Source organism: Vibrio sp. A2-1 (assembly GCF_021728355.1).
Classification (GTDB): domain Bacteria; phylum Pseudomonadota; class Gammaproteobacteria; order Enterobacterales; family Vibrionaceae; genus Vibrio; species Vibrio splendidus_K.
On record NZ_JAKKCO010000003.1, the window covers coordinates 431597 to 457889 of the forward strand.

At 42.8% G+C, this 26293-nt stretch carries 22 protein-coding genes and 2 pseudogenes; 15 read left to right on the forward strand and 9 right to left on the reverse strand.

Features of this window, described 5'->3' with window-relative positions:
• Positions 1-48: 48 nt before the first annotated feature.
• Entirely contained in the window at positions 49-315 is a 267-nt protein-coding gene (locus L3V33_RS13325; RefSeq protein WP_237290594.1) for a hypothetical protein, read from the reverse strand.
• A 271-nt stretch (positions 316-586) separates the two neighbouring features.
• On the opposite strand from L3V33_RS13325, the gene L3V33_RS13330 reads away from it, so the two are divergent.
• The gene (locus L3V33_RS13330; RefSeq protein ID WP_237290595.1) at positions 587-1555 is read left to right on the forward strand and encodes a nucleoside hydrolase; all 969 of its coding nucleotides are present in this window, start codon (positions 587-589) and stop codon (positions 1553-1555) included.
• Positions 1556-1852: 297 nt separating this feature from the next.
• Here L3V33_RS13330 and L3V33_RS13335 read toward each other — a convergent pair whose 3' ends face one another.
• The gene (locus L3V33_RS13335; RefSeq protein WP_171327394.1) at positions 1853-2587 is read right to left on the reverse strand and encodes a helix-turn-helix domain-containing protein; all 735 of its coding nucleotides are present in this window, start codon (positions 2585-2587) and stop codon (positions 1853-1855) included.
• 113 nt (positions 2588-2700) lie between these two features.
• Positions 2701-3162, reverse strand: coding sequence for a carboxymuconolactone decarboxylase family protein (locus L3V33_RS13340; protein ID WP_237290596.1), 462 nt, complete (start codon positions 3160-3162; stop codon positions 2701-2703).
• 67 nt (positions 3163-3229) lie between these two features.
• On the opposite strand from L3V33_RS13340, the pseudogene L3V33_RS13345 reads away from it, so the two are divergent.
• The 5 genes and pseudogenes from L3V33_RS13345 to L3V33_RS13365 all read left to right on the forward strand — a co-directional run.
• Positions 3230-3457, forward strand: a pseudogene (locus tag L3V33_RS13345) (acetyl-CoA carboxylase carboxyl transferase subunit beta); the annotation flags it as partial.
• Between the two features lie 332 nt (positions 3458-3789).
• Entirely contained in the window at positions 3790-5598 is a 1809-nt protein-coding gene (locus L3V33_RS13350) for a hypothetical protein (protein WP_237290597.1), read from the forward strand.
• Between the two features lie 704 nt (positions 5599-6302).
• Positions 6303-7958, forward strand: a complete 1656-nt coding sequence (locus L3V33_RS13355; RefSeq protein WP_145564733.1) for a DUF1800 domain-containing protein — start codon at positions 6303-6305, stop codon at positions 7956-7958.
• Positions 7955-9268, forward strand: coding sequence for a DUF1501 domain-containing protein (locus tag L3V33_RS13360; protein ID WP_146454763.1), 1314 nt, complete (start codon positions 7955-7957; stop codon positions 9266-9268). Before L3V33_RS13355 ends, L3V33_RS13360 begins: the two co-directional genes overlap by 4 nt.
• A gap of 493 nt (positions 9269-9761) precedes the next feature.
• Positions 9762-10004 (forward strand): hypothetical protein, encoded by a 243-nt coding sequence (locus L3V33_RS13365; RefSeq protein ID WP_065205428.1) that lies wholly within the window; start codon positions 9762-9764, stop codon positions 10002-10004.
• Between the two features lie 428 nt (positions 10005-10432).
• Here the strand turns inward: L3V33_RS13365 and L3V33_RS13370 are convergent, their stop codons facing one another.
• A complete protein-coding gene (locus L3V33_RS13370) occupies positions 10433-10795 on the reverse strand; it encodes a NirD/YgiW/YdeI family stress tolerance protein (RefSeq protein ID WP_017075181.1) in 363 nt (120 codons plus the stop codon).
• 444 nt (positions 10796-11239) lie between these two features.
• The gene (locus L3V33_RS13375; RefSeq protein ID WP_237290598.1) at positions 11240-13051 is read right to left on the reverse strand and encodes a PLP-dependent transferase; all 1812 of its coding nucleotides are present in this window, start codon (positions 13049-13051) and stop codon (positions 11240-11242) included.
• Positions 13052-13183: 132 nt separating this feature from the next.
• Here L3V33_RS13375 and L3V33_RS13380 point away from each other — a divergent pair, with 132 nt between their 5' ends.
• The 7 genes from L3V33_RS13380 (at position 13184) to folM (ending at position 20372) form a co-directional block, all read left to right on the forward strand.
• Positions 13184-13639 carry an Lrp/AsnC family transcriptional regulator gene (locus L3V33_RS13380; protein WP_237290599.1) on the forward strand — a complete coding sequence of 152 codons (456 nt, stop codon included), beginning with the start codon at positions 13184-13186 and terminating at the stop codon, positions 13637-13639.
• A gap of 445 nt (positions 13640-14084) precedes the next feature.
• Positions 14085-15137, forward strand: coding sequence for a spermidine/putrescine ABC transporter substrate-binding protein (locus tag L3V33_RS13385; RefSeq protein ID WP_237290600.1), 1053 nt, complete (start codon positions 14085-14087; stop codon positions 15135-15137).
• Positions 15134-17524, forward strand: coding sequence for a GGDEF domain-containing phosphodiesterase (locus L3V33_RS13390; RefSeq protein WP_237290601.1), 2391 nt, complete (start codon positions 15134-15136; stop codon positions 17522-17524). Before L3V33_RS13385 ends, L3V33_RS13390 begins: the two co-directional genes overlap by 4 nt.
• Positions 17525-17977: 453 nt before the next feature.
• Positions 17978-18475: a 2-amino-4-hydroxy-6-hydroxymethyldihydropteridine diphosphokinase gene (folK, locus tag L3V33_RS13395; RefSeq protein WP_237290602.1), complete on the forward strand. Its 498-nt coding sequence runs from the start codon at positions 17978-17980 to the stop codon at positions 18473-18475.
• Between the two features lie 157 nt (positions 18476-18632).
• On the forward strand, positions 18633-19010 hold the full coding sequence (gene folX, locus L3V33_RS13400) for a dihydroneopterin triphosphate 2'-epimerase (protein WP_054546529.1): 378 nt from the start codon (positions 18633-18635) through the stop codon (positions 19008-19010).
• 10 nt (positions 19011-19020) lie between these two features.
• The gene (gene folE, locus L3V33_RS13405) at positions 19021-19659 is read left to right on the forward strand and encodes a GTP cyclohydrolase I FolE (RefSeq protein ID WP_017080608.1); all 639 of its coding nucleotides are present in this window, start codon (positions 19021-19023) and stop codon (positions 19657-19659) included.
• Positions 19656-20372, forward strand: coding sequence for a dihydromonapterin reductase (gene folM / locus L3V33_RS13410; RefSeq protein WP_237290603.1), 717 nt, complete (start codon positions 19656-19658; stop codon positions 20370-20372). The genes folE and folM overlap by 4 nt, the downstream gene beginning before the upstream one ends.
• 109 nt (positions 20373-20481) lie before the next feature.
• On the opposite strand, the gene L3V33_RS13415 is transcribed toward folM, so the two are convergent.
• The 3 genes from L3V33_RS13415 to L3V33_RS13425 form a co-directional block, all read right to left on the reverse strand.
• Positions 20482-20850 carry a hypothetical protein gene (locus L3V33_RS13415; protein ID WP_237290604.1) on the reverse strand — a complete coding sequence of 123 codons (369 nt, stop codon included), beginning with the start codon at positions 20848-20850 and terminating at the stop codon, positions 20482-20484.
• 15 nt (positions 20851-20865) lie between these two features.
• Positions 20866-21738 carry a patatin-like phospholipase family protein gene (locus L3V33_RS13420; protein WP_102491360.1) on the reverse strand — a complete coding sequence of 291 codons (873 nt, stop codon included), beginning with the start codon at positions 21736-21738 and terminating at the stop codon, positions 20866-20868.
• Positions 21739-21821: 83 nt separating this feature from the next.
• Positions 21822-22160, reverse strand: coding sequence for a cytosolic protein (locus tag L3V33_RS13425; RefSeq protein WP_237290605.1), 339 nt, complete (start codon positions 22158-22160; stop codon positions 21822-21824).
• A gap of 507 nt (positions 22161-22667) precedes the next feature.
• Here L3V33_RS13425 and L3V33_RS13430 point away from each other — a divergent pair.
• The gene (locus L3V33_RS13430; protein ID WP_237290606.1) at positions 22668-24176 is read left to right on the forward strand and encodes a DUF3360 domain-containing protein; all 1509 of its coding nucleotides are present in this window, start codon (positions 22668-22670) and stop codon (positions 24174-24176) included.
• Positions 24177-24875: 699 nt separating this feature from the next.
• A complete protein-coding gene (locus L3V33_RS13435) occupies positions 24876-25958 on the forward strand; it encodes an MBL fold metallo-hydrolase (protein ID WP_237290607.1) in 1083 nt (360 codons plus the stop codon).
• A 227-nt stretch (positions 25959-26185) separates the two neighbouring features.
• On the opposite strand, the pseudogene L3V33_RS13440 reads toward L3V33_RS13435, so the two are convergent.
• Positions 26186-26293 (reverse strand): annotated as a pseudogene (locus tag L3V33_RS13440) (alpha/beta hydrolase); the annotation flags it as partial.

Below are 26293 nucleotides of genomic sequence, written 5' to 3' on the forward strand. Positions count from 1 at the left end.
TATTTTTAGAGCGAAGCGTTTGGCGCACCTTTAGGAAAAAGAGAGTATCTAAAACTTGTTATTTGACTCATTCCAATACTTACGTTCTTTTTCAGTTATTGAATATATATGGTCATAACGACCTAATTGCCTTAAGTGACCATGCAAAACCAATTCATTTAGAGAATTTATAACGTTTACAACATCATTATTTGTAGATGGTATCCATTCCAAATTAAGACCTACTTCGCTGTTGATCTTGGAATCTTTAAAATGAAAAACTCCATCATAAGCAACTAATTTACAAGTCATTATTAAACTCACCACATACATCATGAGAACTTTCTTTAGTATCGAATATTCTATTCTACTGGTGGTCCATCACTGTCGAAAAACTTGTAGTGGCATGGTGAATTTTCCAATATTTCTAAGGTACTAATACCTTAGAAAAGGCAGAAACAAAATGACCGGAGTACAATATTCATACGAGCAATTCAAACCTTGAGAGTTTAAGTTAAATTGCTCTCATCATGAGATTCAAGTCACGTTCATCAGTGTTTTTTCTAGGTATCGTCTACTCCTCTCAACTGTTTAATTAGAAGCTGATATGACAAAGAAAATCATCCTAGATACAGATCCGGGCATCGATGATGCAATGGCAATCCTATTTGCAGAAGCACATCCAGATATTGAGCTGATGGGGATCACGACCGTTTATGGAAATGCGACGATAGACAATGGCACTCAAAATGCTCTCTATCTGAAGCAAAAATTCGCTATGAAGGCACTCGTTGCTAAAGGTTCGGATAAGCCCTTATTAAGAGATCCTGTTGGAGCAACGGTTGTTGTGCATGGTGAAACGGGGTTGGGTGATGTGACGGCACCAAGTTCGCTAGATTATGAAGCGATTAAAAAGCCAGCTTATCAGTTCATTATCGACAGTGTTCGAGCTGAACCAAGAGAGATCACTCTTGTGGCTGTCGGTCCTCTGACTAATCTTGCACTTGCACTGGAAGCTGCTCCTGACATCGTCGACTTGGTAAAAGAAGTGGTCGTTATGGGTGGTGCATTCGGTGAAAACGGCCACAGAGGGAATGTAACACCATTTGCCGAAGCGAATATTCATGATGACCCTCATGCTGCCGATAAGGTGTTTACGGCATCATGGCCAGTAGTCATTATCGGGCTCGATGTTACAGAGGAGAGTTTTTTTACCAGTCAATACCTTGATGAGTTGCGAGATGACGCTGGAGAAGTTGGGCAGTTCATCTGGGACATTAGCCGTTACTACTTAAAGTTTTATTCTGACAAAGTAGGAATGGATGGTTGTCATGTTCATGACCCATCAGCCATTGCTTATGTTATCCAACCGTCTCTTTTTACAAGTCGTAATGGCCCGGTCAGGGTTGTCACAGATGGGCCAGCAGAAGGGATGACCATTCAGAAAGCTGATCAACGTAACTATATGAATGATGAATGGGGTTTATTTCCTGCACAACAAGTTGGCGTTCAAGTAGATAGCGATACTTTACTCTCACTCTACAGAGAGACATTGATAAACTATTCACAGCAGTAAAGTGGGCCTGTCGTAAATATTGAGAAATGCGCGACAGGCTAATGCTCTAGATACAATAATGCTACAATTGCGTAGAAACGCTCAAAGGCACTGTCAGCTTCATCTGGTTCAGATGAAACTGATCTTCAATATCAATACACGATCTAAGTGTCTATCCATATTAAAAAGTAATTTTCATTGACTAAGTTCGAGAATTGACTAGCTCACTTATGCCCCATTGTCAGTTAGAGTAAATGCTTGTCCAACTGTTGTAGGTCAGTTCATAGCTGGCGATTTTATATTCAAAGCTAATTCCTTCTAAAGGTTTCTCTTCCGCACAAACTGTTTCGGCGTCATGCACGCAATCTGCTTACATTCACGCGTCATGTGTGCCTGATCGGCAAAGCCCTGCTCCAGCGCAAGATCCGCCAAAGATATATCTGGTTGCGCTCGAAGCTGCTCTAAAGTTTGTTTCACCCGTGCGATACGCTGGTAATGTTTAGGCGTAATCCCCAGCCATTTCTGAAATTTGCGCTCTCTCTGGCGTTGACTGATCGTCCCTATCTGCTGGTGAATAATGTGACCGACATCCTGAGGTTCACATTCTGCAATCAGAGCTTGGGTCCAGCGGTATAACGTAGAAATTCTCGCCGTCGGCGAACGTGCTGCTTGCAGAGATGCAAATATCGGCAACGCCGAAGAGGCCAGAGGATGATCGCCCTCAATCCGCAACGACCGCTCTAAGCGTTTACCAAACAACTGATAACCGACTGCCGGATGAAAACGCACACCGGCCATTACTGAGCCAGGCGGTAGGCTGACCTGATGCGCCAGCGTGCTGACTGGCAGTAGGATAACCCCCGGTACCTGCCACTCGCCGTCCATGTGCACATCATTTTTCAAAATAAACGTCACTCCTGTACCGGCGTCGCTGAGTAATTGCCTACGCACGGTTTGCGCTGTATCAGCAGGTTCTACGGAAACCGACCAGATTGCCTGAATATGGCCGCCTAACATCCCCTGTGGTTTGAAAATATCAAAGTCTAAATTCAAACGTATTATCCTATTTAAACTCAACTTAGATAAAAAAGTCGTATAAATTTACTTTTCATAGTCTAAGTAGAAGTGTAAGTCGTGAAGTACGGCTTAAGTTAGCCCGAGTTGAGCTATTTGGGCTGGTACACTCCCACCGGTGGCTTAAATGCTTTCACTATTCGGTTCCAACTGTTGATGGCATTGATCGCAATCGTCAGATTGACCATAGCTTTATCTCCAAAGGTATTCAAGGTGAGCTGATAGGTCTCATCATCTACCGGCAGACCAGCCGTCAGTAATTCAGCCCAACCCAGCGCAACGTGTTCTGCATCACTGTAGAACTGCATGTCTTTCCACGCACTAAGCCCCCAGATACGTTCAGGCCTTTCACCCAGTTTAAGTGCATCTTTACTGTGCATGTCGATACAAAAAGCACACTGGTTGATTTGCGAAACACGCAACTTTACCAGTTCCCACATGGTAATATTCATCGTGTCTGACTGGCGAAATTGCTCATGGAAGTAAGCTTCCTGAGTATACAGAATGTTTATTGCCTTTGGCGCTATGTCAATGTAGCTGAGTCGTTTTTGCATGGTCTTTCTCCTGTTTTTTTCACATGATAAAAAACGCACTTAGCAATAGATTGAAGATTTTCGACACATGCTTGGTGACATCAACATTGGCGAGCCCAAAGCGCGAATTGGCTTTGCTGGACGCAGAGTGATTGAACAAACGGTACGAGAAAAGTTACCTGAAGACTTTCAGCAGAGTGAGTTCCTATTAGAACATGGCGCATTAGACATGATTGCTGATAGACGTGACATGCGTAAACGAGTGGTTAAACTAATCGCGATGATGACCAATACTCAGATTCAAGTTGAGCATTAGACCACTACACCTCGCACTATAGCTCCCCCCTAAAATGAAGTTCAACGATCTCTTTAGATTAACGACCGAGGGGGAGAACGTTCTTTGTCACTAAACTGAAGCCGCACTTGTCTTGTACTTATCACGATCGGTATTCAGTTCCTTTTCTTCAAGTCCTACGCACAAAATCAAACTCTATTCTAGAGTGAACTAAGAACGCAAAAATGGTCGCGCAGATCTTAAGAGTTATGCTTGAAATGCGACGAATACCACTAGCAAACATATTGCATACGATTATGTTGGTATGATTAAATATATCAATGATTTAGGCATTATGGATTGAATTAAATTATATGACATGGAATAAGTTTTATCAGGTATCATCCGCTTTATCTGTATTGGCTCTAACTGGCTGTGGTGGTAGTGATAGTAGTCCATCATCTAGTGCCGTCAATGTTGCACAAACCAGCTATCAAATGGAGTCTGGCGCGTTTGAACAAACCTATGTAAATATCCCTTTCAGTGTAAACTATAACGCAGGAGACAATCTCTATTATGGCATCATGAATGACAGCGGAAATTTGATATCTCGTGTTGAATACAACATTAATAACAATGGCACGGGTCACGTAAGCGTATACTTGAAACCTGGTTATGAAGTTGGCAATGGGACAAAATCCACAACGGCTCAGTTCGCCGTTTGTTACGATGAGTATTGTAGCCAACACTATTCTGGCTCGCCAGTCGCCATCAGTTTAACCAACAAAGTGACACTTGATCATAAAGTAGAGCTAGCCGTTCCGAACATTGAAACAGTAGCAGAACTCACTGATGTGAACGTATACCAGAACGTATCTGATGCCATCAATCTTTCTGGTTCTGATCTGCACAACCTTCGCGTAGAAGCTCGAGCCAATAGCTCATTTGTTACATCCGTTACGCCTTTTATTAGTCCCTCTAACATCGGGCTAAATATGAGTTTAGAAACGCCATCCGTCGTTGGTTTTGGATCATTTAGCTCAACTCTCAATGTGGACGTCTGTTACGACTATAACTGTAGTTATCCGATCGAAGGCAGTCCACTAACCGTTCCCGTCAGCTACAAGATCAATAACACTTCACCAAACCCTGATCCAAGCCCAGATCCAGATGGAGGATCTCCAACAACACCAAGTATTTCTGTTATCGATTTTGATAGCGCACCGACCCACAACACTGTCGATGCGATTTATTCCGATGCATTAAATGTAATTGCTGTTGTATCTGATAGCCCAAAGAACGCGATCTACTTTTATAGCCTGAACGATGCTACAGCTTATGAGATAGACCTTTATAGATCGCCATCAGCTGTCACTGTCGATAACATTAGTGGTACTAATCGCTTTGTGGTCGGCCACGATGCAATGATAACGACACTTGAATACAACGCCTCTTCTCCAATAGATACCCAAGTATCGAATATCTACCATTCCCATGATATTTTTGATTTAACCACCAATGGTAACTACGCTTGGACTTTACCTAAAACGGATCAATGGGTTGACCTACAAGTCATTAATCTTGAAAGCGGTTCTGTAGAGTCTAAAAGTGACTGGGGGTACTACGAAAAAACGGTACTCAAAATCAGCCCTAGCAGCCAAGCTTTCTACAGTTTAGATACAAATATTAGCCCTGAAGATGTCGCTAAGACGGACATTTCGGATCCGGAAAACCCAGCAAGACCTGTCGATTCCCCTTACCATGGCGACTACAGTTTCTGCGATAATTTCTGGTTCAACCATAATGGCACATTCATCTACACGCAGTGTGGAGTGAGATTGAATACGTCAAGTGACGCTGGGCTTGACATGACTTACGCAGGAAGAATCACTTTACCTGAACTCAATTCGTGGCCTTACTCTTCTACAATTCAAACACTGGATGAGTCTCACGATACCACCAAAATCGCTTACTCTCTCGAAGGGCAAAGCAACAAGGTAATGGTGTTGACTTCAAACCATTTGAACCTGTCAGAAACGATTATTCTCCCTAATACCACAATAGGAAATAGCACTTACACCACTGTGCCTAAATTTGTATTTTATGGCGCTGACGGTAAGCTAAATATCGTAGCTAATGCTACGGTAAACGGCATAACACGCACATCGATATTGCAACACTAAATATATAACCAGTAATAATAAAAGGCCTCGCAAACTCGAGGCCTCATTTTTATCTCTCCATTGATTGCTACTGAACAACTACACACTTCATCCCTACTTCACGGTCTTAAATTCTTACATCAGGGGGGCGTTGAAATGTTCTGATACTCTAGCATTGGGATATACCCTAGGTCTCATTGTAGTAAATTCATAGACTCCGTTAAAACTCCTTTATTTTCAAAGTTATATTGTTATATTCATGTGAAAATCTACTAATATGAAAATTGGCTTAAATGATAAAAAAAGTTGTGCTTTATTAACGTCAATATCGCTGCTGTTGTCAGTTAGTGCTTTTACGTTAGACCTTTAACTCAATCGAATTTTGTTAATATGTATCTGTGCTGCTATAAGTTATCTGCACCCTGTAAATATCAAATTTATGTGTCACAAAGTAATATAAATTCGTAGTCTGCCTTATGACCTATAGATTAATAATTGACTGAGAAAGACTGCCTTTAGAAGAGATAGATCGCACGACCTTTTTCTTTTTTAAGGCTAGATAGATATGCGTATATCGTATTCAACGATATGGTTTGAGTTATTTTGCGGCCTCATTGTCAAATATGAACCCGTCGCACAGTTTATATTGGGTTAGATTGCTGTAAATGATGATCTTCGTTAGTGTGCGGAAAATCACCTGCAGTAATAAGATCTCTGAGTTTTTTATGTTAAAGCGTTTTGGCTTCAAATTATGTATATGCTTCGTTAGCCTCTCGTTGCTTTCGGCATGTGGCGGAGAAGATAGCAGTTCGGGAAATGGTGGTACTCCTGAACCTACTTCCCTGACTCAAGATCAGCGTTACGACCTTCTCTATCGTTCGACATTTGGCCCACAGCCAAACTCCTATCAAGAATTAGAAAACTTAGGCTATATCAATTGGCTAGATAAGCAGTTTTCTGCGGCCCCAAGTTTGCACTCAACACGCCTGAAATCTTACCCACTGGAAGCTGATAAAGACACTTACAACCAAGCAGATCGCGTGGCAGTTTGGTGGGATATCAGCATTAATGCAGCAGACCAATTACGACAGCGAGTCGCATTTGCATTGAGTGAAATTTTTGTGATTTCACGGTATGGCGCTAGCTTGGGTGGTCGCACGCTAGAGATGACCGACTACTACGACATGCTCATCAAGCATGCTTTTGGCAATTATCGTGATCTGATTGAATCAGTGACGCTTCATGCAGCGATGGGCGATTATTTGTCAATGATGGCTAATCAAAAAGCTGATCCAGAGAGTAATCGCTTCCCTGATGAAAACTATGCACGTGAAGTTATGCAATTGTTTAGCATCGGGCTTTATGAATTAAATTTCGATGGTACAGAGAAACTTGATAGTCAGGGGCAATTGATTCCAACTTACTCGCAGGATGACATAGAAAACCTTGCACGGGTATTTACTGGTTGGCACATAGCGGAGAAAGCTAGACCATCGTGGGGTTCTAAAGACGGGAATTGGTTCCTGCCAATGGTCGCTTATCCTGAGCGCCATGATGATGAAGAAAAGGTGGTGATAGGCGAGGTATTTGTACAAGGACAAACCGCTGAGCAAGATATGGCACAGGCGATGGATATGTTGCTTAATCACCCCAATACGGCTCCGTTAATCAGTAAACACCTTATCCAAAGACTGGTGACCTCGAACCCTTCCCCTGCTTATATTGCTCGAATTAGTGCACTATTCGCCGACAATGGTGAGGGGGTTAGAGGTGATCTTAAAGCGGTAATTCGCGGGATTCTAACTGATCGTGAAGCGCTTAGCGGCAGTGTTCGATCGCCCGCCAAGATGAAAGAGCCTTTAATCGCGATGACCAATTTTTTCCGCGCATTTGAAGCAAAATCAGCCGATCCTTCGGGGCGATTCCATAACTCTATCGACATGTTCGGGTCATATGGGCAGTCCCCACTAGGTTCGCCCAGTGTGTTCAATTTCTTTTCTCCTGACTACGCCCCAAATGGTGAGATCGCTGCCGCAAATGATGTTGCACCAGAGTTCGAGATACTGAGCTGGAATAATTTCATTCTCACCAATAATCAGTTTTGGAATGCAACGGGCAGAACAAATTACGAGGGTGAAGATAATCCTAAACGCATTGTCATAAATACAGCACCTTTAGAAGCGGTCGCTAATGACCACATAGCATTGATCGAAGAAGTTGAGAGGCGTTTACTGTCTCAGAGAATGAGTGAGCCACTCAGAGCCGTGGTATTGGAGTCTTTAGAAAGCCTTCGCGATACGCAGCAAAGTTTAAAGGTCCGCAATGCACTGTATATTGTTGTGACTAGCCAAGAGTTTCATATTGAGGAATTAGCCCAATGATTTCACGTCGTCAACTATTAGCGGCTATGGCCTCGACACCAGTTGTCTCAATGATGGGAACTGGCTCTGCACATGCGCTGCCAAATAATGATTATCAAGCGCTAGTTTGTGTGTTTTTGTTCGGCGGAAATGATGGCTTTAACATGTTGGTGCCCAACGATAATGCACACTATGATGAATACGCAGCAGCTCGTCCAGATATTGCCATCTCACAAGCATCATTATTGCCTTTATCATTGAATACAGGCTCAGGTCTGACATTAAGTTTACACCCATCAATGATTGATGCTCAAGGTCTGTTCAATAGCGGAAAAATGGTCGCCATTTCAAACAGCGGAGTGTTGATTGAGCCTTCAACAAAAACGGGTTTAAAGGACGGAACGCATGCGATGCCACCGTTTTTATTCTCTCATAATTCGCAGCAAACTGAATGGCAACGCGGTTGGTCTGGAAGTACAACAACGTTAGGCTGGGCAGGTAGAATGATGGACGTACTCAGTAGCGATACAGATACAATTAGCCCAACATTTAGCCTTAATGGATACGCTCAGCTATTAAATGGCAGCGACTATAGTGCCAATCTTATTAATGCCTCGTCGTTGCCTAAAGTGAATGCTATAAACAACGCTCAGCGCCGTAAAAGCTTTGATCAGGTGATGAACCTATCTCCTCTGACGGCGTTTGGAAGAGAGTTTGATCGTGTGAAGAGTGATTCAATTTCAATACGAGATACACTAGCTTCAGCGATTGATTCAATACCTGAAGAAGGGCATTTCCCTGACATTTCTTTAAGTCATCAGTTACATACGGTCGCGCGATTGATTAAGTCGAGCGATCAACTAGGGCATCAGAAGCAAGTTTATTTTGTCGGCTTAGGTGGCTTTGATACACATGCCAACCAGTTGAATGACCATGCGGAATTGATGAGTGCTTTGAGTCAGTCGCTTGCAGCGTTCAATCAGTCAATGGAAGCCGCGGGGCTGAGCGATAAAGTAACAACAATGACAATGTCTGACTTTGGTCGACGCTTAGCGAGCAACGGCACCGGGACAGACCATGGCTGGGCAAGCAATCATCTTGTGATGGGCGGAGCATTAAATAGTGGGCAGCTATACGGACAGTGGCCATCATTAATCTTGGATGGGGAGAATGATTTCAATAAAGGGAGAATGATTCCGACGACTTCTGTGGAGCAAATTGGTGCGACAATCGCAAAATGGATGGGAGTGACAAGTGATAGTGCAATGGATTATATCTTTCCAAACTTAGCCAATTTCACGGTACAAGATTTAGGGTTCTTAAGAGTATAAAAATTGAATGTTTATTAGAACCACCAGTACCCTTTGGCCAACATGTTATTGAATTTCAGGCATAGTTAAATAATACATATGTTTTAGGAAACTTTGCTGATTGACTTATCATTAAAACGACGACTAGTGATAACGATTTTAAAGTCCATTGTCAGAATCTTACCAAGACAAAAGATGTACTACTCCATTAGGACAGGCTCGATATTTTCCCCTCAAATGAAGTTCAACGATCTCTTTAGATTAACGACTGAGGGGGAGAACATTCTTGATCGCTGAATATACAGCAACACTTGTAACGTTCGCATTCAGTTACTCCCCTTTCCGACTATCAATAAGAGGTTGAAGAAGTAAACCGTACCCAGCTACATTCCTTTGGATTACTGTATTTACACTAGCTTCTTATGGTTAAAATGCCGTATTGTACAAACAATCAAATTATAAATACTCGCGGCCTTGCCACAGAGACTCTCCATTCTAAACGAAAAGACTTACTATGAATTTTGATATCAATGCACTAAAACACCACCAACTGGTCGAAGACGGTCAACTCGAGGGGTGTTACATTCATCAGCCAGTACAGGGCAGTCAGCCAGATGATAAAGCTGTTTTAGCAGAGCGCCAAGCGCTGGAAAATCTGGGGTATAAGGTGGTACAGGTTAAAGCTAAAGGCGGGACAACAACGTTTGCCGAGGCTATGCAAGAACTTGCGAAGAAGACTGGCCACCAGCCTAAATAGTAAACGAGTGAGCAGAGAGAGTTACAACGTTCTCTAACGACCGTTTTTTGAGTCTCTCTGCCGAGTAATCTCAACATGAGACATTTCATGCTGACAACCAATGGAGCAGACACTTTTCGCGTCAGTGAGTTAGCTCCTGTTCTCACGTTTTCCCCAGAATGAGCCACCGCTATATTTGGTCCCAAACACAAAAATGGGTTGGTACAGCCGAAATTCAGTCTATTACCTAAGAATCTAGCTTTATTAGAGACGTAGACTGTTTACTGAATTAATGTTGGACGGGTATGGCACTTAGCTATGAGTTATGAGCAATAACACAAAGTAAATACATGTTCTCTATTTGTCATAGTTCTAAAACTTTAAAGGAGCCACAATGAGCTCCTTTGAGGTTTAAGTTATCGCTTCAGTTACTACTGCATTCACTCGATTTAGCTACCAATCGCAATTCTATCAACTTCAATTGTTGCCTCTTCCCAGCTATCTTTTTCAACGTTGCCAACAATCGTTATCTTGTCATTTGGAGCAATCGTCAAACCAGCCCAAGCTTCATCCTCTACTTCGATCACAATTGTGTTTTTACCATCAGTAAACTTGTACTCGTCATCTCCCAAAGAGTGCACAATGTTACCCGTCACCTGAACTTGGGTATCGTCTCTTGCTTCTAGGACTTGAGCAACCGTAACAGGAGCGCTAGCCGTCGGGCCATTAAATCCGCCCGTTGCTGGTAAAGTGTTTGCTGTTGCTAAGCCTGAAGCCAGAACCAGTGTAGTAGCAATAAGTACGTTTTTCATAAGAACCTCTAAGGAGTCATAGTTTGTTTTGATGGGTGTACTATGCAGGAGGTGGTATTAATCGCGGATGAAAGTAGCGTTCATAATTCATTCATGTTGAAAATACGTAGAATGACAATACCCAAAAAACCATAACCATATGATCTTAATGGTGATCTTAATCGAATAGTTTTACTTTTTACGAAAATCATTCCTTTCTTAGAGCTCTTGCTCTTTGCTATTCAGTATTAGCCCAGTAATAAGTCATCAACAGAGTCGCTTTCCAAGAACCAATTGAATAGCACTCGATGAAGCTACACAGTGAGAGCTTTCTAAACTAAGGCCTCGCGCGCGGCCTTAGTTTTGCTATTTAGCGATTATGACTGTCCTTTAACGGTTACAGTTACCCTACTTCACTGACTTCTCTTGTTAACCTTTATTGCCAGCTTAGCTTACTGACCCAACTTACTGACTAAGCTGACTGAACTTCGGCAAGCTCTTCACAAACCTCTGGTGCACATCCATATAGGTTTGCATATAGATTTCATCGATACTGTCACCACTCGGGAAACTCGATGAGAAGTCTGCGTGTTTGCGGTCAATCGACAATTTAGCGGCCTCGACAATATGAGCGATGAACATTCGAGGATCTTCCAAGCCGATAGAGATACGCATTGTGGTCGGTTTGATGCCAGCCTCACTGAGCGCCTCATCGCTGAGTTCAGAGTGCGTAGTCAGTGCCGGACACAGCGCCACCGTGTTGGTTTGCCCTAAGCTCACTTGCATGCCGATTGCTGGCTCAAGCATGTCGAAGAACTGTTTAAAGCCATCACGATTGATTGGTGCACGGTCGCCGTTGCCTTCCATATCGATAGTAAAAAGAGCTGCTGGTAGCCCCAAGTACATGTTGTTCTGGCAGTGTTCATAGTTATCGCTGTCTGGCAAAGCTGGACACGAAACATTGATGTCTGGATGAGCATCAAAGATCTTCGCGAGCGTCAGTGTGTTAATGGTTTTCTGTACCACACGCATCTCATACGTTTTCATGCCGTTAAGCACTTCAAACGCTTTGTCTGCATCTAAGAATGCGCCCTTAATGTAATACACATTCCAAAACAGCGTTTCGTTCCATGGAATGGTGACCTCATCGCCGTTAGGTTTGTTACAGGTGACCTCTTCTCCTTTTGGAACAAACATGGTCTCGTTACGCCCTATCACGACCCCAGCAGTGGTGGTGCCTGAACCCGCCAGTTCTTTGGTATAGGAATGAACGACATAATCTGGCCTTTCCATCACATCATCACGTTTTAGTACTGGGTGCAGCAGTGGCGTACCTACGGTTGAGTCAACAATCACATCCCAACCACGAGAGTGACCAGCTTTGCTGATGCTAGCAACATCCAACACGTAGCCATGTGGGTTACACGGTGATTCTAGATAAACGTAGATTTTCTTACCCGCGGCGAGACGATCGGCGTATTTATCGGCAACCTCATCTAGGCGCGATGCAAACTCATCACCAGAGTAACCATCCACCCACTCAACTGCGACATTCAGGTTCGAAGGCTTGCCAAACCAATCTTCCAACAGCTGATAAGAACCGCCGTAAATGTTACGTGAGGCCAAGACTATATCTTCATGGCCGAGTAAATGACTTAACAACCCATCAATAGCCGCCATCCCCGAGTTAAAGTTCCATGCGAGATACTCGTTGGCTCTAGAACCTGCCTCAATATCAACCATGTGATTAGCCAGTGAAATCGATGTAGGATTGAGAAGACGAGAGTAAATATCGTGCAGCGGCTCTTTACCGTTGAATGCATCTTCAATCCACTCGGTACAGGCAAACAAGTAGGTCGCAGTGCGTGTAATCACAGGGCTGGCAGAGAATATAGCAGCGACATTATCGAAGATAGGATACGCGCCTTTAGACGCAAAATTACCATTATTGGTGGCAATAGATTGGTAAGTCGCGCGCATTGGGTTTTGCAGATTGTCGAGGATCTTAGCGATCTGGAATGACAGAAAGCGTTTAGCGTTAAACCAAGCGATTCGGTCACTCTTATCGAGTTCTGAGAGGCCGTCAACCGTCAATGCCCAAAGGTCGTGAGTCTTGGTATTGGCTTTGTACAGTGTCGTCGCCAGTTCAATCAACGTGACGCCGTAATCACTGTTTGGGTCGATACCAAAATGCTTTGCTTGCTCAATGGCAAGGGCTTCTGCTTGTTCGTGTTTGGTGGTTTTACGCAGTGGGCTAAGTTGAGTTGACGTGTTCATAGTTCAGTCCTTTGTTATACCTCCTTTAATTTTAGTTTTTCGCGGGTGCTAAAAATTGCTATTTGAGAAGCAAGGCATACACTTTGAGCAATAATATTGCCGAATAAACTCTAATATTGATGGGATATGCCAATGGACGAGATCGATAAGAAAATACTGGCTGAACTGCAAAGCAACGCTCGACTGACTAATCAAGAGTTGGCCGATCGAGTGGCACTTTCACCCTCCCCTTGTTTACGCCGAGTTCGAGCACTGGAGAAACAAGGGATTATTCGCGGCTATCACGCCAGCGTTGACCAAGAAGCGTGTGGCCTGCCTGTGAATGTGTTTGTGTTGGTGAAACTCGAAAAGCCGACAGAAGAGAACATGCGCGACTTTGAGCAACACATTGAAGTGATTGATGAAGTGTTAGAGTGCTTTCTGATGACAGGTAATCACGACTACCTTTTGCATGTAGTGAGCGAATCGCTCAAAAGCTACGAGCAGTTTATCCGCAAGCAACTAACTCGCCTACCCAATATAGCTTCTATCGAATCCAGATTCGCCTTCGGTCAGGTAAAAACAAAGACCAAATTGCCAGTGAGATAGATGAAGTTCGCTTTTGCTCGGGGTTTATGGGGCGCTAGAGGCTGCTCTTCAAAATTCCTGAACTGCACCAACAAATATTTTGCCCCATTCCGCATTAATGTAATGACTCCGTGGAAGATCGAGCTACTGGAATTTCAGTACTTTTTCTCATGGCAAACTGTCGACGTGGAGTTGCAAGTTGGTGATGTTGGAGTTTGAGTTTGAGTTTGTAGTAAAGAACATGCTCTGATTTGATCCAATATGAAAAATAACGTTTAACGATGTTTTACACTTTCAATTCTCTATGTCTACTCTAGTCCCACAAATCAACTATTTGCACGATATCTAATATACATCTCACTAATATATTGGATGATGAGGCACAATTACGCCTATGTTTGATAAATAAGGCCAAAACCAACGTCATGGTTAAACACCATCGAAAACAATTAGTAATAGGTATCTGATGCGTTTTTTAACTTGTTTTACTCTAACGTGTACTATTTTTTTATCCGCTAGGTGTTTTGCCGAAGAGCTAAAAATTTTCACTTGGGAAGACTATATCTCTGACATTCTGATAGAAGAGTTTGAAGAACAGTACGGTCATACTGTTTCTCAAGTTTATTTTGAAAATGAAATGTTGCGTGATGCTGTGGTGTATTCAGGTAAAGCCCTAGCCTATGATTTGTTTATCATTGATGGGCAAACCATTGGCGAACTGGGCAAAGCAGGCACCTTAGGGGATTTGTCTAATACTTTGAAGGAAGGTAATTCAAACTTTACAGAGGTGTCTCGCAGAGCTTGCGGGGTGCATGGCATTCCGTACGCTAATGGTACCATGGGGGTCGCATTTCGGTCTTCAAGAGCTACCGAAGGTATAACCTCTTGGATGGACGTTTTCGACTACGCATTAGAGCACCCTCAAACTGTTGTGATTCCTGATGACGATGTAGATACCATTGCAATCGCATTATTGGCGTTAGGGTTCGATCCTATGACCGAAAATGAAGTCGAATTGGCACAAGCGTACAAACTGTTAATGAAGGTCCGTGAACAGCTATTAGTAATAAGAGCGGCTATTGGCTACGCTCTAGATAAAAAATCTGGCTCTAAAATGGAAGTTGCCGTTATCTATTCAGGAGAAAAAGAACAAATAGCGTCGTATACAGAGCAAGATGATTGGATCTATACCATTCCTCAAGAAGGTACTTTGATGTGGCATGAATGCTTTAGTGTCCATAAAGACAGGCCTATTAGTAAAGCGTCGATAGAGTTCCTTAACTTTATTAACACACCTGAAAGATCGGCATTAAATGCAGAAGAGATGTGGTTCGCAAGCTCGAACAGACACGTCTTGGGCTTAGCATCTGATGATTATCTGTTAGATGAAGAGTTGTTCCCAACGGGATTAGACAGCGGTTCATCGTTTACCTATAAGACACTAAGCAAAGAAGCTTCAGACCTGAGAAGCCAAATACTCTTTGTTATTCATAACCAAAGATATAAAACAAAAAAATGAAACTGTCGCTAAAGATCAATTATATTCTGCTCCCTGTTATGGTGGTAATTTTCTCCATCGCCGGAGTGTTTTCGTATACCAGTCAAAAAATGCAACTGAACTCGTCGCTATCGGAACAATTACAAAGTGAACTTACTCATATCTCTCATGAGCTTAATGAAGCGCTTAGAGAGCTCGATTCTGCGATTAGAATGAGTCTAGAGAACTACTACATTCAAAAGTATCTTATTGAAATATATGATGACACTGCTCAATATTACACGGAGAAAGAGCTAACGGCTTATATCAATCAATTAAAGCTCAATCACAGTACGATCGAGAGCTTTGCTCTAGTGGATATTAATGGCAAAGAGCTTATCTACTTTAATACGTCGGATCCATTTGCAAAATACTCTGCTGATACGGTTGTGACGGATCACCTTGCTACGATTCAACAAGCATTAGATTTGAAAGGTGTGGCTCACGTTAACGCTTCTACCTACAAACTGAACGATGGTGTTGAAGGCCCTGAATTTTTAGTTGTAAAAACATTTACACCTGAGCAGAGTTTTACTGTCCCAACCTTTTCTTATGGGCAGACATTACTTACTGCAGTGGTTCGCTCAAAAATCAGGCACTACGATGAATTTCAAGCATCTGTGAAAAGTAGGCTCGGTCCTGACGCTCAACTGATACTTAGACCTAATGCCACCTCGTATTCGCTGGGTAACGAAGAACAGATAAAAGATATTACCCTGCCAGACTATGAATTAGGTTTTCAGTTAATACATGACTTATGGTCTATCAAAATTTGCCTATCTCAAATACACCTCAATAAGTTGTATAAACCCTTTCAACTTCTTTACGCTGTTATTGTTTTGTTAGTAACGGCTGTCACTTTCTTACTACTAAAGTGGCTTATCGTAAAACAAATCATTAAGCCAGTGGAGAGACTGACTAAGAAAGTGGAGTCCGTAAATCATGATGGCTTAGTCTACATAGAGCGTTCCAAAAGTAACGACGAAGTCTCCATCCTTACCAATAAGTACATTAATTTGATTACTGATCTCGATGATCTGGCAAAAAGAGACTCTCTGACGGGCTTACCAAATAGGAAAAAATTCAATTTAGATATCACGCGTATAATGAATAACTGCACCGAAACAGATACAAAGTGCGCCGTTATCTACTTTGATATTGATAACTTTAAACACGTAAATGACAAGTACGGACATCATGTTGGTGACCACTTATTCGTAGTGTTTTCAGAACGCCTTGTCGACAGCTTTGTTGATTTTGAGTGGGGAAATCTAACTATCTCTGAGCTTGAGTTCGCCAGGCTATCTGGGGATGAGTTTGCCATCATAGTTGGTGGATTGGACGACTTAGATATACTTACCGAATTTGCCCATCGAATTCTCTCTCTCTTTGAGGACGGCTTCGAGGTGGATGGTACTCAATTTGATATTGGGGTCAGTGTCGGTATTTCCGTTTACCCTGATGATGCTAACTCTGTCACCGAACTGGTTAACAATGCTGATTCAGCGATGTATGCCTGCAAAAATGTCGCGGGAAGAAACCATTATCAATTCTACTCAAAAGAGATGGATAGAGAAATAAAGCGTCATACTCAAATTAATGAAGACTTGAAAGATGCGATTAAATCTAACGAGTTCTATCTAACCTATATGCCAGTTTATGATATCGAAAAAGGTAAGATAAAAGGTGCAGAAGTTCTAATCCGTACAAGCCACGAGGCTCTACTCTCCTACGGGCCAGCGGATTTTATACCTGTAGCAGAATCGTCAGGCTTAATTAAACATATTGATTATTGGGTTTTTGAAAATGCTCTGCAGACGCTGTCCGTCTGGATAGAAGAGCTGAATTTTGATGGTACATTAGCGATTAACTTCTCATCTTGGCAGCTCTCTAATTCCGACTTTGTCAATGTACTTTCTGGGTTACTGACGCGCTATAAGATTCCAGCCCACATGATTGAAATGGAAATCACTGAAACCTGCTTTATACCCGGAGACAAACAGAATATTGAGAGACTTAAGGCGTTGAAACAACTCGGAGTGAAGGTTTCTCTTGACGATTTTGGTACCGGCTATACGGCCTTTAGCCAACTGATAAATTATCCTATCGATACGCTTAAGATCGACCGTATGTTTGTCAACGCAATTGACTCTGAATCAACAGACAAACAGCTTATTGAAGTGATCATTGAAATGGCCAAAATTTATGATCTCAATATCATTGCAGAAGGCGTAGAAACAGTGAGTCAATTAGATTACGTTCGAAACAAAGGATGCCAGGAAGTACAGGGGTTCTTACTATCTAAGCCTTTAAAAGAAGATGATTTTATCGCGGCATGGAAGAGAGGGAGTTTGCCGGAATACAGTTAAAATATGTGACACCATAGAATATGGTCTAGTTCTGCGCCTTGGAATGACACATCGCTTTGCCCGTTCGATTGATGGCTGTATGTTGTGGCCTGATTAATCTAACCTCCTGATTAGAATTGTTGTCATGAGCTTTGACATGGGTAACGATAAAAAGCCAGATGCACCTCTATTTGAGGCGAGCCAACTTCAGTAAAGCGGTGTTTTCGATGCTATAACTAATCCGTATTCTATTAACTTAGCAAAACCACTGACAAAATAGTTATCCAATACCTTCATAGGCTGAGCTTTGACTCGTGGCACTTTCTAGCTCACAGGTGCCCTTTTTCGGGGCTCAAAACGGAAAAAACTTGTAATAGAATCGTATTTTTCTTTCGCCGTCCTGCCATTAAAAGGACGCATAGCTGATCTTCATAGCAAGTCGGACGTATAGGCTCCTTAAAAGGAAGGAAAACTATGGCCAACGTCTACGTCAGCATCGGAAGCAACATCAACCGCGAACATCACGTCACAGAATCTCTCAAAGCATTGAATGACCACTTTGCACCGCTGCACATTTCTAATTTCTACGATTGCGAGCCTGTCGGCTTCGAAGGGGACAACTTCCTAAACCTTGTCGTTGGGTTTGAATGTGACCTCCCTGTCGCCGAACTGGTTCAGGTTCTGCATCAAATCGAATCAGAGAACGATCGCAAGCGCCAGACCAAAGCCTATGCTTCACGGACGATGGATATCGACATCCTTCTTTATGGTAATCAAGTGGGCGTTATCGATGGCGTAGAGCTGCCTAGAGGCGAAATCACCGAGTACGCTTTTGTGCTCAGGCCATTAGTCGATATTGCTGCGCAAGAACGCCACCCCACTCTAGACATCTCATATCAGCAGCTCTGGGAAAACTTCGATAAGTTAAATCAGAAAACCGAACCCATCCCTTTCGATATCAGTTTCACCTAGCGTTTACATGACTGAAAAAAGAACGGCTGCAACAGGAACAATTGCGAAAAGAACAACTGCCAACGGAACAACTGAACTCTTAATCGCGTGAGCTTTACTGATCTTTTCTTAAAACAAGCACGTACCTGACTTCACTCTCTAAGGATTGGACACTGTTATGAATCACAACGCCATTATCACCATTACAAACCTGAGACTAAGAACCTTCATCGGCTTCAACGAGGAAGAAAAGTCTAAGCAACAAGACATCGTTATCAATGCAGAAATCCACTACCCCGCCAATAACCTTTGCCTCTCTGATGATGTGGAGAACGCGCTCAACTACAAAAACATATGCAAGAAGGTCATTCAACACGTCGAATCCGGAAGGTTTCTGCTTTTAGAAAAATTGACCAGCGACGTACTCGGCATTTGTATCGATCATCCATGGGTGAAATATGCTCAAGTGAGAATCGACAAGCCTCATGCGCTACGCTTTGCCGACTCTGTTTCGCTCACCCTGAGTTATGAAGCAGACAACGACAATAATTCATAAGGAGAGAGTCATGCTGAATACAGAAGCCGAAAAAGTAAGAGAAGCTTTGCTCGCAAAAGGACTTGAAACCCCAATGACTCCGAGCGAAATGAACCCTAGTCAGAAGTACAACCGCATCAAAGGGCTTTTAACGGAAGTGGTAAGTACGCTTGGACTGGATTTAACCGACGACAGCCTCGCTGAAACCCCTCATCGCATTGCGAAGATGTACGTCCATGAGATTTTTTCAGGGCTCGATTACGATAACTTTCCAAAAATCAGTGTTATAGAAAATAAAATGTCCGTTGATGAAATGGTTAAGGTATCGAACATAGATTTAACGTCGACGTGTGAACATCACTTCATCACCATTGATGGTTTAGCAGAAGTGGCCTACATCCCTGAAAACAAGATTCTTGGGCTGTCTAAAATAAACCGTATTGTTCGATTCTTTGCTCAGCGCCCTCAGGTACAAGAACGCCTTACTCAGCAAATCTTGGTCGCGATACAGACTCTAGTCGAAACAGAAAACGTGGCCGTGACTATTAAAGCAACCCACTATTGCGTTAAATCCAGAGGTGTCATGGATGCCAACTCTGAAACTTCAACAACCGCTCTCGGTGGTATTTTCAAAACTAACCCTCAAACTAGAGCTGAGTTTTTGCGATGAGTGAAACGATACTAATAACTGGTGTGGGAAAGCGACTAGGCTTCGCACTGGCGCAGCAACTTTTAGCGGATGGATACAAAGTGGTTGGCACTTACCGAAGCGACTACCCTCAACTGCAATTACTGCGCGACAGTGGAGCCGACTTACAGCAGGTAGATTTTTATCAACAAAGCAGCTTAGAGGGCTTTCTTCATTACGTGGGTCAAGAATATAAGACACTTCGAGCCGTCATACATAATGCTTCTGACTGGAAGCCGGAGAACAAGACAAACCCCAGTGAAAATGCATCACAAATCATGCATCAGATGATGACGATTCACGCTACCGTGCCTTATCTGTTCAATTTAACACTCAAAGACCAACTGATGTCTGGCGATAAAACGTCAGACATCATCCACATCAGTGATTACGTTGCGGAAAAAGGCAGTAAAAAGCACATCGCTTACGCGGCCAGTAAAGCTGCGCTCAACAACCTGACTCTGTCGTTCTCAGCAATGCTGGCTCCCAAGGTCAAAGTAAATACCCTCTCTCCAGCCATGATTAAGTTCAATGAACATGACGATGAGGCATACAAAACCAAAGCGCTGCAGAAAGCTCTGATCCCTACAGAAGCGGGCTTTGAGGAAATAATAGATGGCATCAAGTATGTTTTGGCCAGTCACTACATGACAGGAAGAACCTTACACTTAGATGGCGGTAGGCATTTGAAGTGAAGTCCATATCTTGTGGGCTTACGTCAACATAGAAACGCTAAAGACTAGCGACTACTGTTACCAAGAAACCGCTAGAAGCTAGAAGCTAGAAGCTAGAAGCTACTATGACCTAGAAACTGCTAAAAGAGTGAGGAAGACGTTTTTCTTCGTCCCAGCCGGATAACTCAATATTGATCAACGATTTGCGCTTCTCGTTACACAGTGAAGCGATATTGATGATCGGCAGTTGGCTACGAAACTGCGCGGTAAGTATCACCTTTTTACTTTCACTAAGGCTTTTTCGACATTGCGCCAAAATCGCTTCAGTATCGAGTTGACGTGCGTTCTCGATAATGTCGATATCAGTATTATCTTGATAGCAATCTATCAGCCAAGATACTGCAGGCTCTTCTAAACTGGTGAGCAAGATGACATCTTTTGTTGCCATAAGTTCGTGGAGTTCAAGCTCTTTTAGTTCAGTTTCCATAATTACTCTCATTCAGCAGCAAATACATTAAAGTCGATTGCCCAGTTTAGCCTGTGCCAAATGATAGCCTCTGTCTATCATCTCTTGTGAGCGATCAAACTCTAAAGTGCCACAGGCATTACGTGGGATCTCAAGCGTAATATCGGCGGGGTAAGCGGCCAGTTTTTGGCGAGCAATGGTCGATTGCATCGCATCAAACGCTTGGTTGGCAATGTCGTAGGCAGCAAAATTGAAGCTCATTTTACTTTTTACACTGCTACCTAGATTATCGATAAAGTGAACAACCTTCTCATGCAGATTGCTCTCTTTTGTAGGTAGGGAAACCGGTATCACTTCCTGTTGAAGCATCTCAGGTTCACCACCTAAGTTCACAGCCAGCGTAAAGTCAGTCTTATCACTAAAGGTAGGCGCAATCGGTACGGGATTGAGTACTCCGCCATCAATCAGCACTTCGCCATTAATGACATGAGGTGTAAAGAACAGTGGCAAAGAGATGGAGGCGCGAATGGCATCAAACAGAGAACCTGATTGCAGCCACACCTCTTTTTCATCGGCGACGTTGGCAGCAACTGCGGTATAAGGGATAGGCAGATCTTCAATTGAAATCTCGCCGATCAATCCACGCAGTGTGTCGATGATCTTGTCCCCTTTGAAGATACCACTCGATTGCCATGAAAAGTCCAACATCATAGCCATATCCGATTGGTCGATACTGGTGACCCACTCTTCAAATTCATCCAACTTACCCGCCGCGTAGACACCACCGATAAGTGCGCCAATTGAACAGCCAGAGATGGATTTTATCTGATAGCCATGCTCAATTAACCAACGGATGATTCCAACGTGAACCAAGCCTCTTGCGCCACCACTGCCAAGTACCAATGAGATCGTTTTTGCCATCGTATTAATCCTTTAGTTTCTAATTCTAGGGGAGCTAACTCGCTGATTTACCAATTCGCAGATCTCAACTCACCGAACCACTCTCAGTCCATACGGGTAATGAAGGTTTGATCGTCATCCACAAAAGCCACATAGTCGCCGTGATAGATAAACACCCGACCACGCCCTTCCACTATACACGCTAGCTGTGGGTTCAAATCTTCTTCAAGATTTTCACTTTGATACGTGCCGGTATCGGTGATCACACCGCGGAGTTTAGGCAAAAATCCATAGCTGCGCTTGGCTTGATCAATCAGGCTTAGTTCACTGGTGGTAGAGAAGTAAGCTGGGATGGGACCAGCATCTTCGATAAACATCGGTTTCAGTTCTTCAAAAGCTGTAATCACCAGCCAGTCGATGCCGTTTACGTGATGGATAAACATTGTTTATAAATACCTAGTTTCTCGATAGTTCTGATGCGGAGATTCTAACACTATCAGGGGCCAAACGTAGGAGAAATTGAGTTACTAGAGACAATCCCTACCCCTGTTTATCGCCCCATTATATCAAGTATAAAACCGGACCAGATGTCACTATCAAATCACACCAGAACGCAACCAAGCATGCAACCAAACGTAAGTTGTTAGACTTTTTTCTGGGTCTTTAGAGTCGAACTATTTGTTGTTGAAAGTGACTTTGTTATTCCTGAAATTAAGGGCCTACAAATAACCAGACACACACTATCTACAGAGTCTAATACTAGTCGACCTACTCTACGACTAATGTCTAACTAACTGAGTCTATTTGTTTTTTTTGGTTTGGTATAAGGTAATAACAACTAAATGTTAATGAGTCTTTAATTATAAGTTGACATGTTGTTTGCGCTTCTGCGTGAGTAAATTACGTTTGTTGGAACAACACACCTCAGAGTGTGAAAGAAAGGAATCAAAATGAGCAGCACTTTAGAGTCGGTACATATACGAACAGATAAGCCTCAAGCCAACGAGGACGAACTCTCCTATGAACAACAACACAAACCAAGCTCAGAGTTTGACTCCCGAGAACAGTATTTAGAACACGAATTACAAATCATGTCGCCTAAGCGCTGGCGTCCAAACTTACCGTTTAAAGATTACCGATTTGAAATAGAAGACACCATCCCAGCGATGGCCGCGACTATTGGTAAAGTGGTAATGGTGGGCGCTATCGCAGCAACCTTTGCTGGAGCGCTCGGGTTAAATGAAGACTTCATTCTAGAAAACGTTCGTTACGAACTCCTTATCGCCTCAGTTTTCATCATCCTTTTCTCTGGCTTTTTATTGCCGACCGCGAACCTTGCTGGTACGCATGGCCCACTCATTCCTTTAATCCCTATTGTTGTTGCAGCTGGCGGACACCCAATGGCATTTGGCTTGCTGATAGGCGCTTTTGGCTTACTCTTGGCCATCAGTAAAGGTGGCAGCATGTTGGCCAACCTCACCAGTAAAGGCGTATGTGGTGGCTTATTGCTCTACCTCGGCTTTGTAGGAACCGCTTCCCAAGTTAAAAAGCTATTTGCTTGGGCTGAGGGAATTGGCATGAGTCATATTGCTTTTGTCGTGATCTTTTGTACCATCATTTTGTACGCGTTATTGGAACATTTCCGTAAACGTTGGTTAGCCGTGCCTCTTAGCTGCTTGCTGGGTGGTACGATTGCATTTGCCATGGGTGCGCCATTTGCTTTCCACACTGAGCCAGGCTTGCCTAACATGAACCCTATGTATTGGTGGGGAGAAGATACAGGTTGGATGCTAGGCCTACCAACGATTGAACACTTCATGGTGGTATTGCCGTTTGCAATTTTGGCTGTCGCTATGTGGTCTCCAGATTTCTTAGGACATCAAGTATTCCAAAAGATCAGCTATCCAGAACGTACCGAAAAAGTACACATGAACATCGACGACACCATGACCACGGCTTCAATTCGTCAAACGTTCGGTTCTCTGCTCGGCGGTACTAACTTTACGTCTTCATGGGGGACTTATATCGTACCGGCGGCGATTGCTAAACGCCCTATTCCTGCCGGCGCTTTGCTCACAGCTCTGTTCTGTATCATCGCCGCTGTTTGGGGTTACCCGATGGATCTAGCTATCTGGCAACCTGTACTGTGTGTGGCGCTAATTGTTGGGGTATTTGTGCCATTGCTAGAAGCTGGAATGGAAATGACTCGTGAAGGAAAAACCACACAATCAGCAGCGATTGTTGTATTTTCTTCAGCGCTCGTTAACCCAGCATTTGGTTGGGCTCTCACCATGCTGTTGGATAACTTAGGCTTAGTCGGTTGTAAAGAACGTAGTAGTGAACTGAGTAAAATGAGCCGTTGGGTGTTACCTGGCACTATGTTTATTGTGCTAAGTGGTGTAATGGCGTTGGTTGGTCTTCTACCGGGTATTCCGGCGATTATCCCGAGTTTTCGCTAGGCTCTAGATTAGAATGATTGAGTGGTTGCTTCTTTCTGTTGTTAACTTTCAAACTGGATTCGTTATCTGCACTAAAAATTTAAGCTATCGTTGATAATCTTTTTTGACAAAAAAAAGCCACTTAATGTAAAAAGTGGCTTTTCTATTTTTCTACAATGTACATATCTTTTCTTTCTTTTACAGTGTTACGGTTTACGTTGAAACTTGTTCATTTTCCACTGACGATGTTCCATCAGTTATTAAAGCGTAGTCTAATTGCTAGCCTTGTCAATAAACACGTCGACTCAGATTAACCAATCTTTTCTAATATCATTTTCTCCAGCCAGATTGGATTCTGGGCAGTCCAACTCCGTTAAGTCAGTGCCCAAAACTATTGATGCGGATCACTCACGAGCACTATGAACTTGGCTATGACAAATGAGATAACGTGCAAAACCATCGAGGCATGGTAATTCATTGAAATATTGATACTTAATAAAAGGCTGTAGAGACCTTACGTAAAGGCATTCACTTTTGGTTTTTGCGGGCTTGAAGTTGATAGAATCGGTTTTGAGCTATACGCTCGTTGTTAACGATACGTTCGCTGTTAACAATACGCTCGCTGTTAACAAACAGTTGGTTAACTTAGTGTGGTTATAGCTAAGTTTATTTTAAACTGGCACATTATCGAATCACCATATAAAGAGTTTTAGAGAGTCAATGATGAACGATACGAAAATTTTCATTAGTGCCATTTTAGTCTTAGTTACTTTATCTGCATGTTCTTCACTCTCGCCTGAATCCTCCCAAAAACCTTCATTGGTGGATGAGCCAAACCATCATACAAGTAACGGTTATCAGAACCACCCATTTGTAGAAACTGCCGCACCTAAAGGGGGCTTATTCTATATGCAAAGAGCATGGGACTCGGTGTTTGTCCCTGATATCCCCGATGGACATCAGCTAACAGAGAAGAAGTCTCTTCAACTTTTAAACTCTATTGAAAGCGATAGTGTTACTTGGTTAGGGCATGCAAGTTTTTTGATTACGACCTCTGGAGTGACGATCCTGACTGACCCTTTTTTGTCAAAATTCGCCAGCCCCGTCTCATGGGCCGGCCCAAAAAGGTTTGTTGATTTACCCATACCTATAAATAAATTGCCTCCTATTGATATGGTGATTGTTTTACATAATCATTATGACCACCTGGATGATCAAACAGTTAGGAAGTTAGAAAACAAAAACAATATTCATGTCGTTGTTCCTTTAGGACTTAAGTCTTTTTTTACCGAACGAGGGTATAACAAGGTTACTGAGTTAGATTGGGGAAAGTCAGTGTCAGTTTCAGGAATAGAGATAACAGCGGAGCCTTCTGTTCATGATTCAGCAAGAAGTACATCTGATCATAATGAAACGCTATGGGCCTCTTGGGTTATTGAAAGTTTACAAAATCGTCTCCTTTTTGTTGGCGATACAGGTTACTCAGAAACAATATTCAATAATGTCGGTGAGAAATATGGCTCCTTTGATTTTGCTATTTTGCCTATTGGAGCATATAAACCTAGGGAATTATTGTGGATGTCGCATGCCACACCTGAAGAGGCTGTTTCTATCGGCATAGATGTTCGCGCAAAAACATTGATTGCTTCTCACTGGGGAACCATTAGCGGTTTATCGGATGAGCCAGCATTTGAACCTCCGATACGTTTTAAGAAGGCGGGAAGAGATAATGGATTTTCTGACAAAAATCTATGGACAATGAAAATTGGTGAAACAAGAGGGATCGCGCCAACAACTAACTAACTAACTAACTAACTAACTAACTAACTAACTAACTAACTAACTAACTAACTACATTGCCCTACCAAAGATAATCCGTCATTTACTAAGTTAGAAAATTCACTGACTCACTTTGTTCAATTCCTCCCCTTTCTCGTTACCAACAAGAGATTAGAGATGTCAATCAAGGGGAGCTCCGTAGGGGATTGTTAGTCGAACCATTACAACTATCGTTTAACAACTACAACGCCCTACTTCACTGACTTAAACGCTTTCATCAACGTTGTGTTGAACTGTTCTGGTTGCTTGAGCATTGGGAAGTTGCCTGAGTCTTCAACGTAGTAAATACTGTAGTTTCG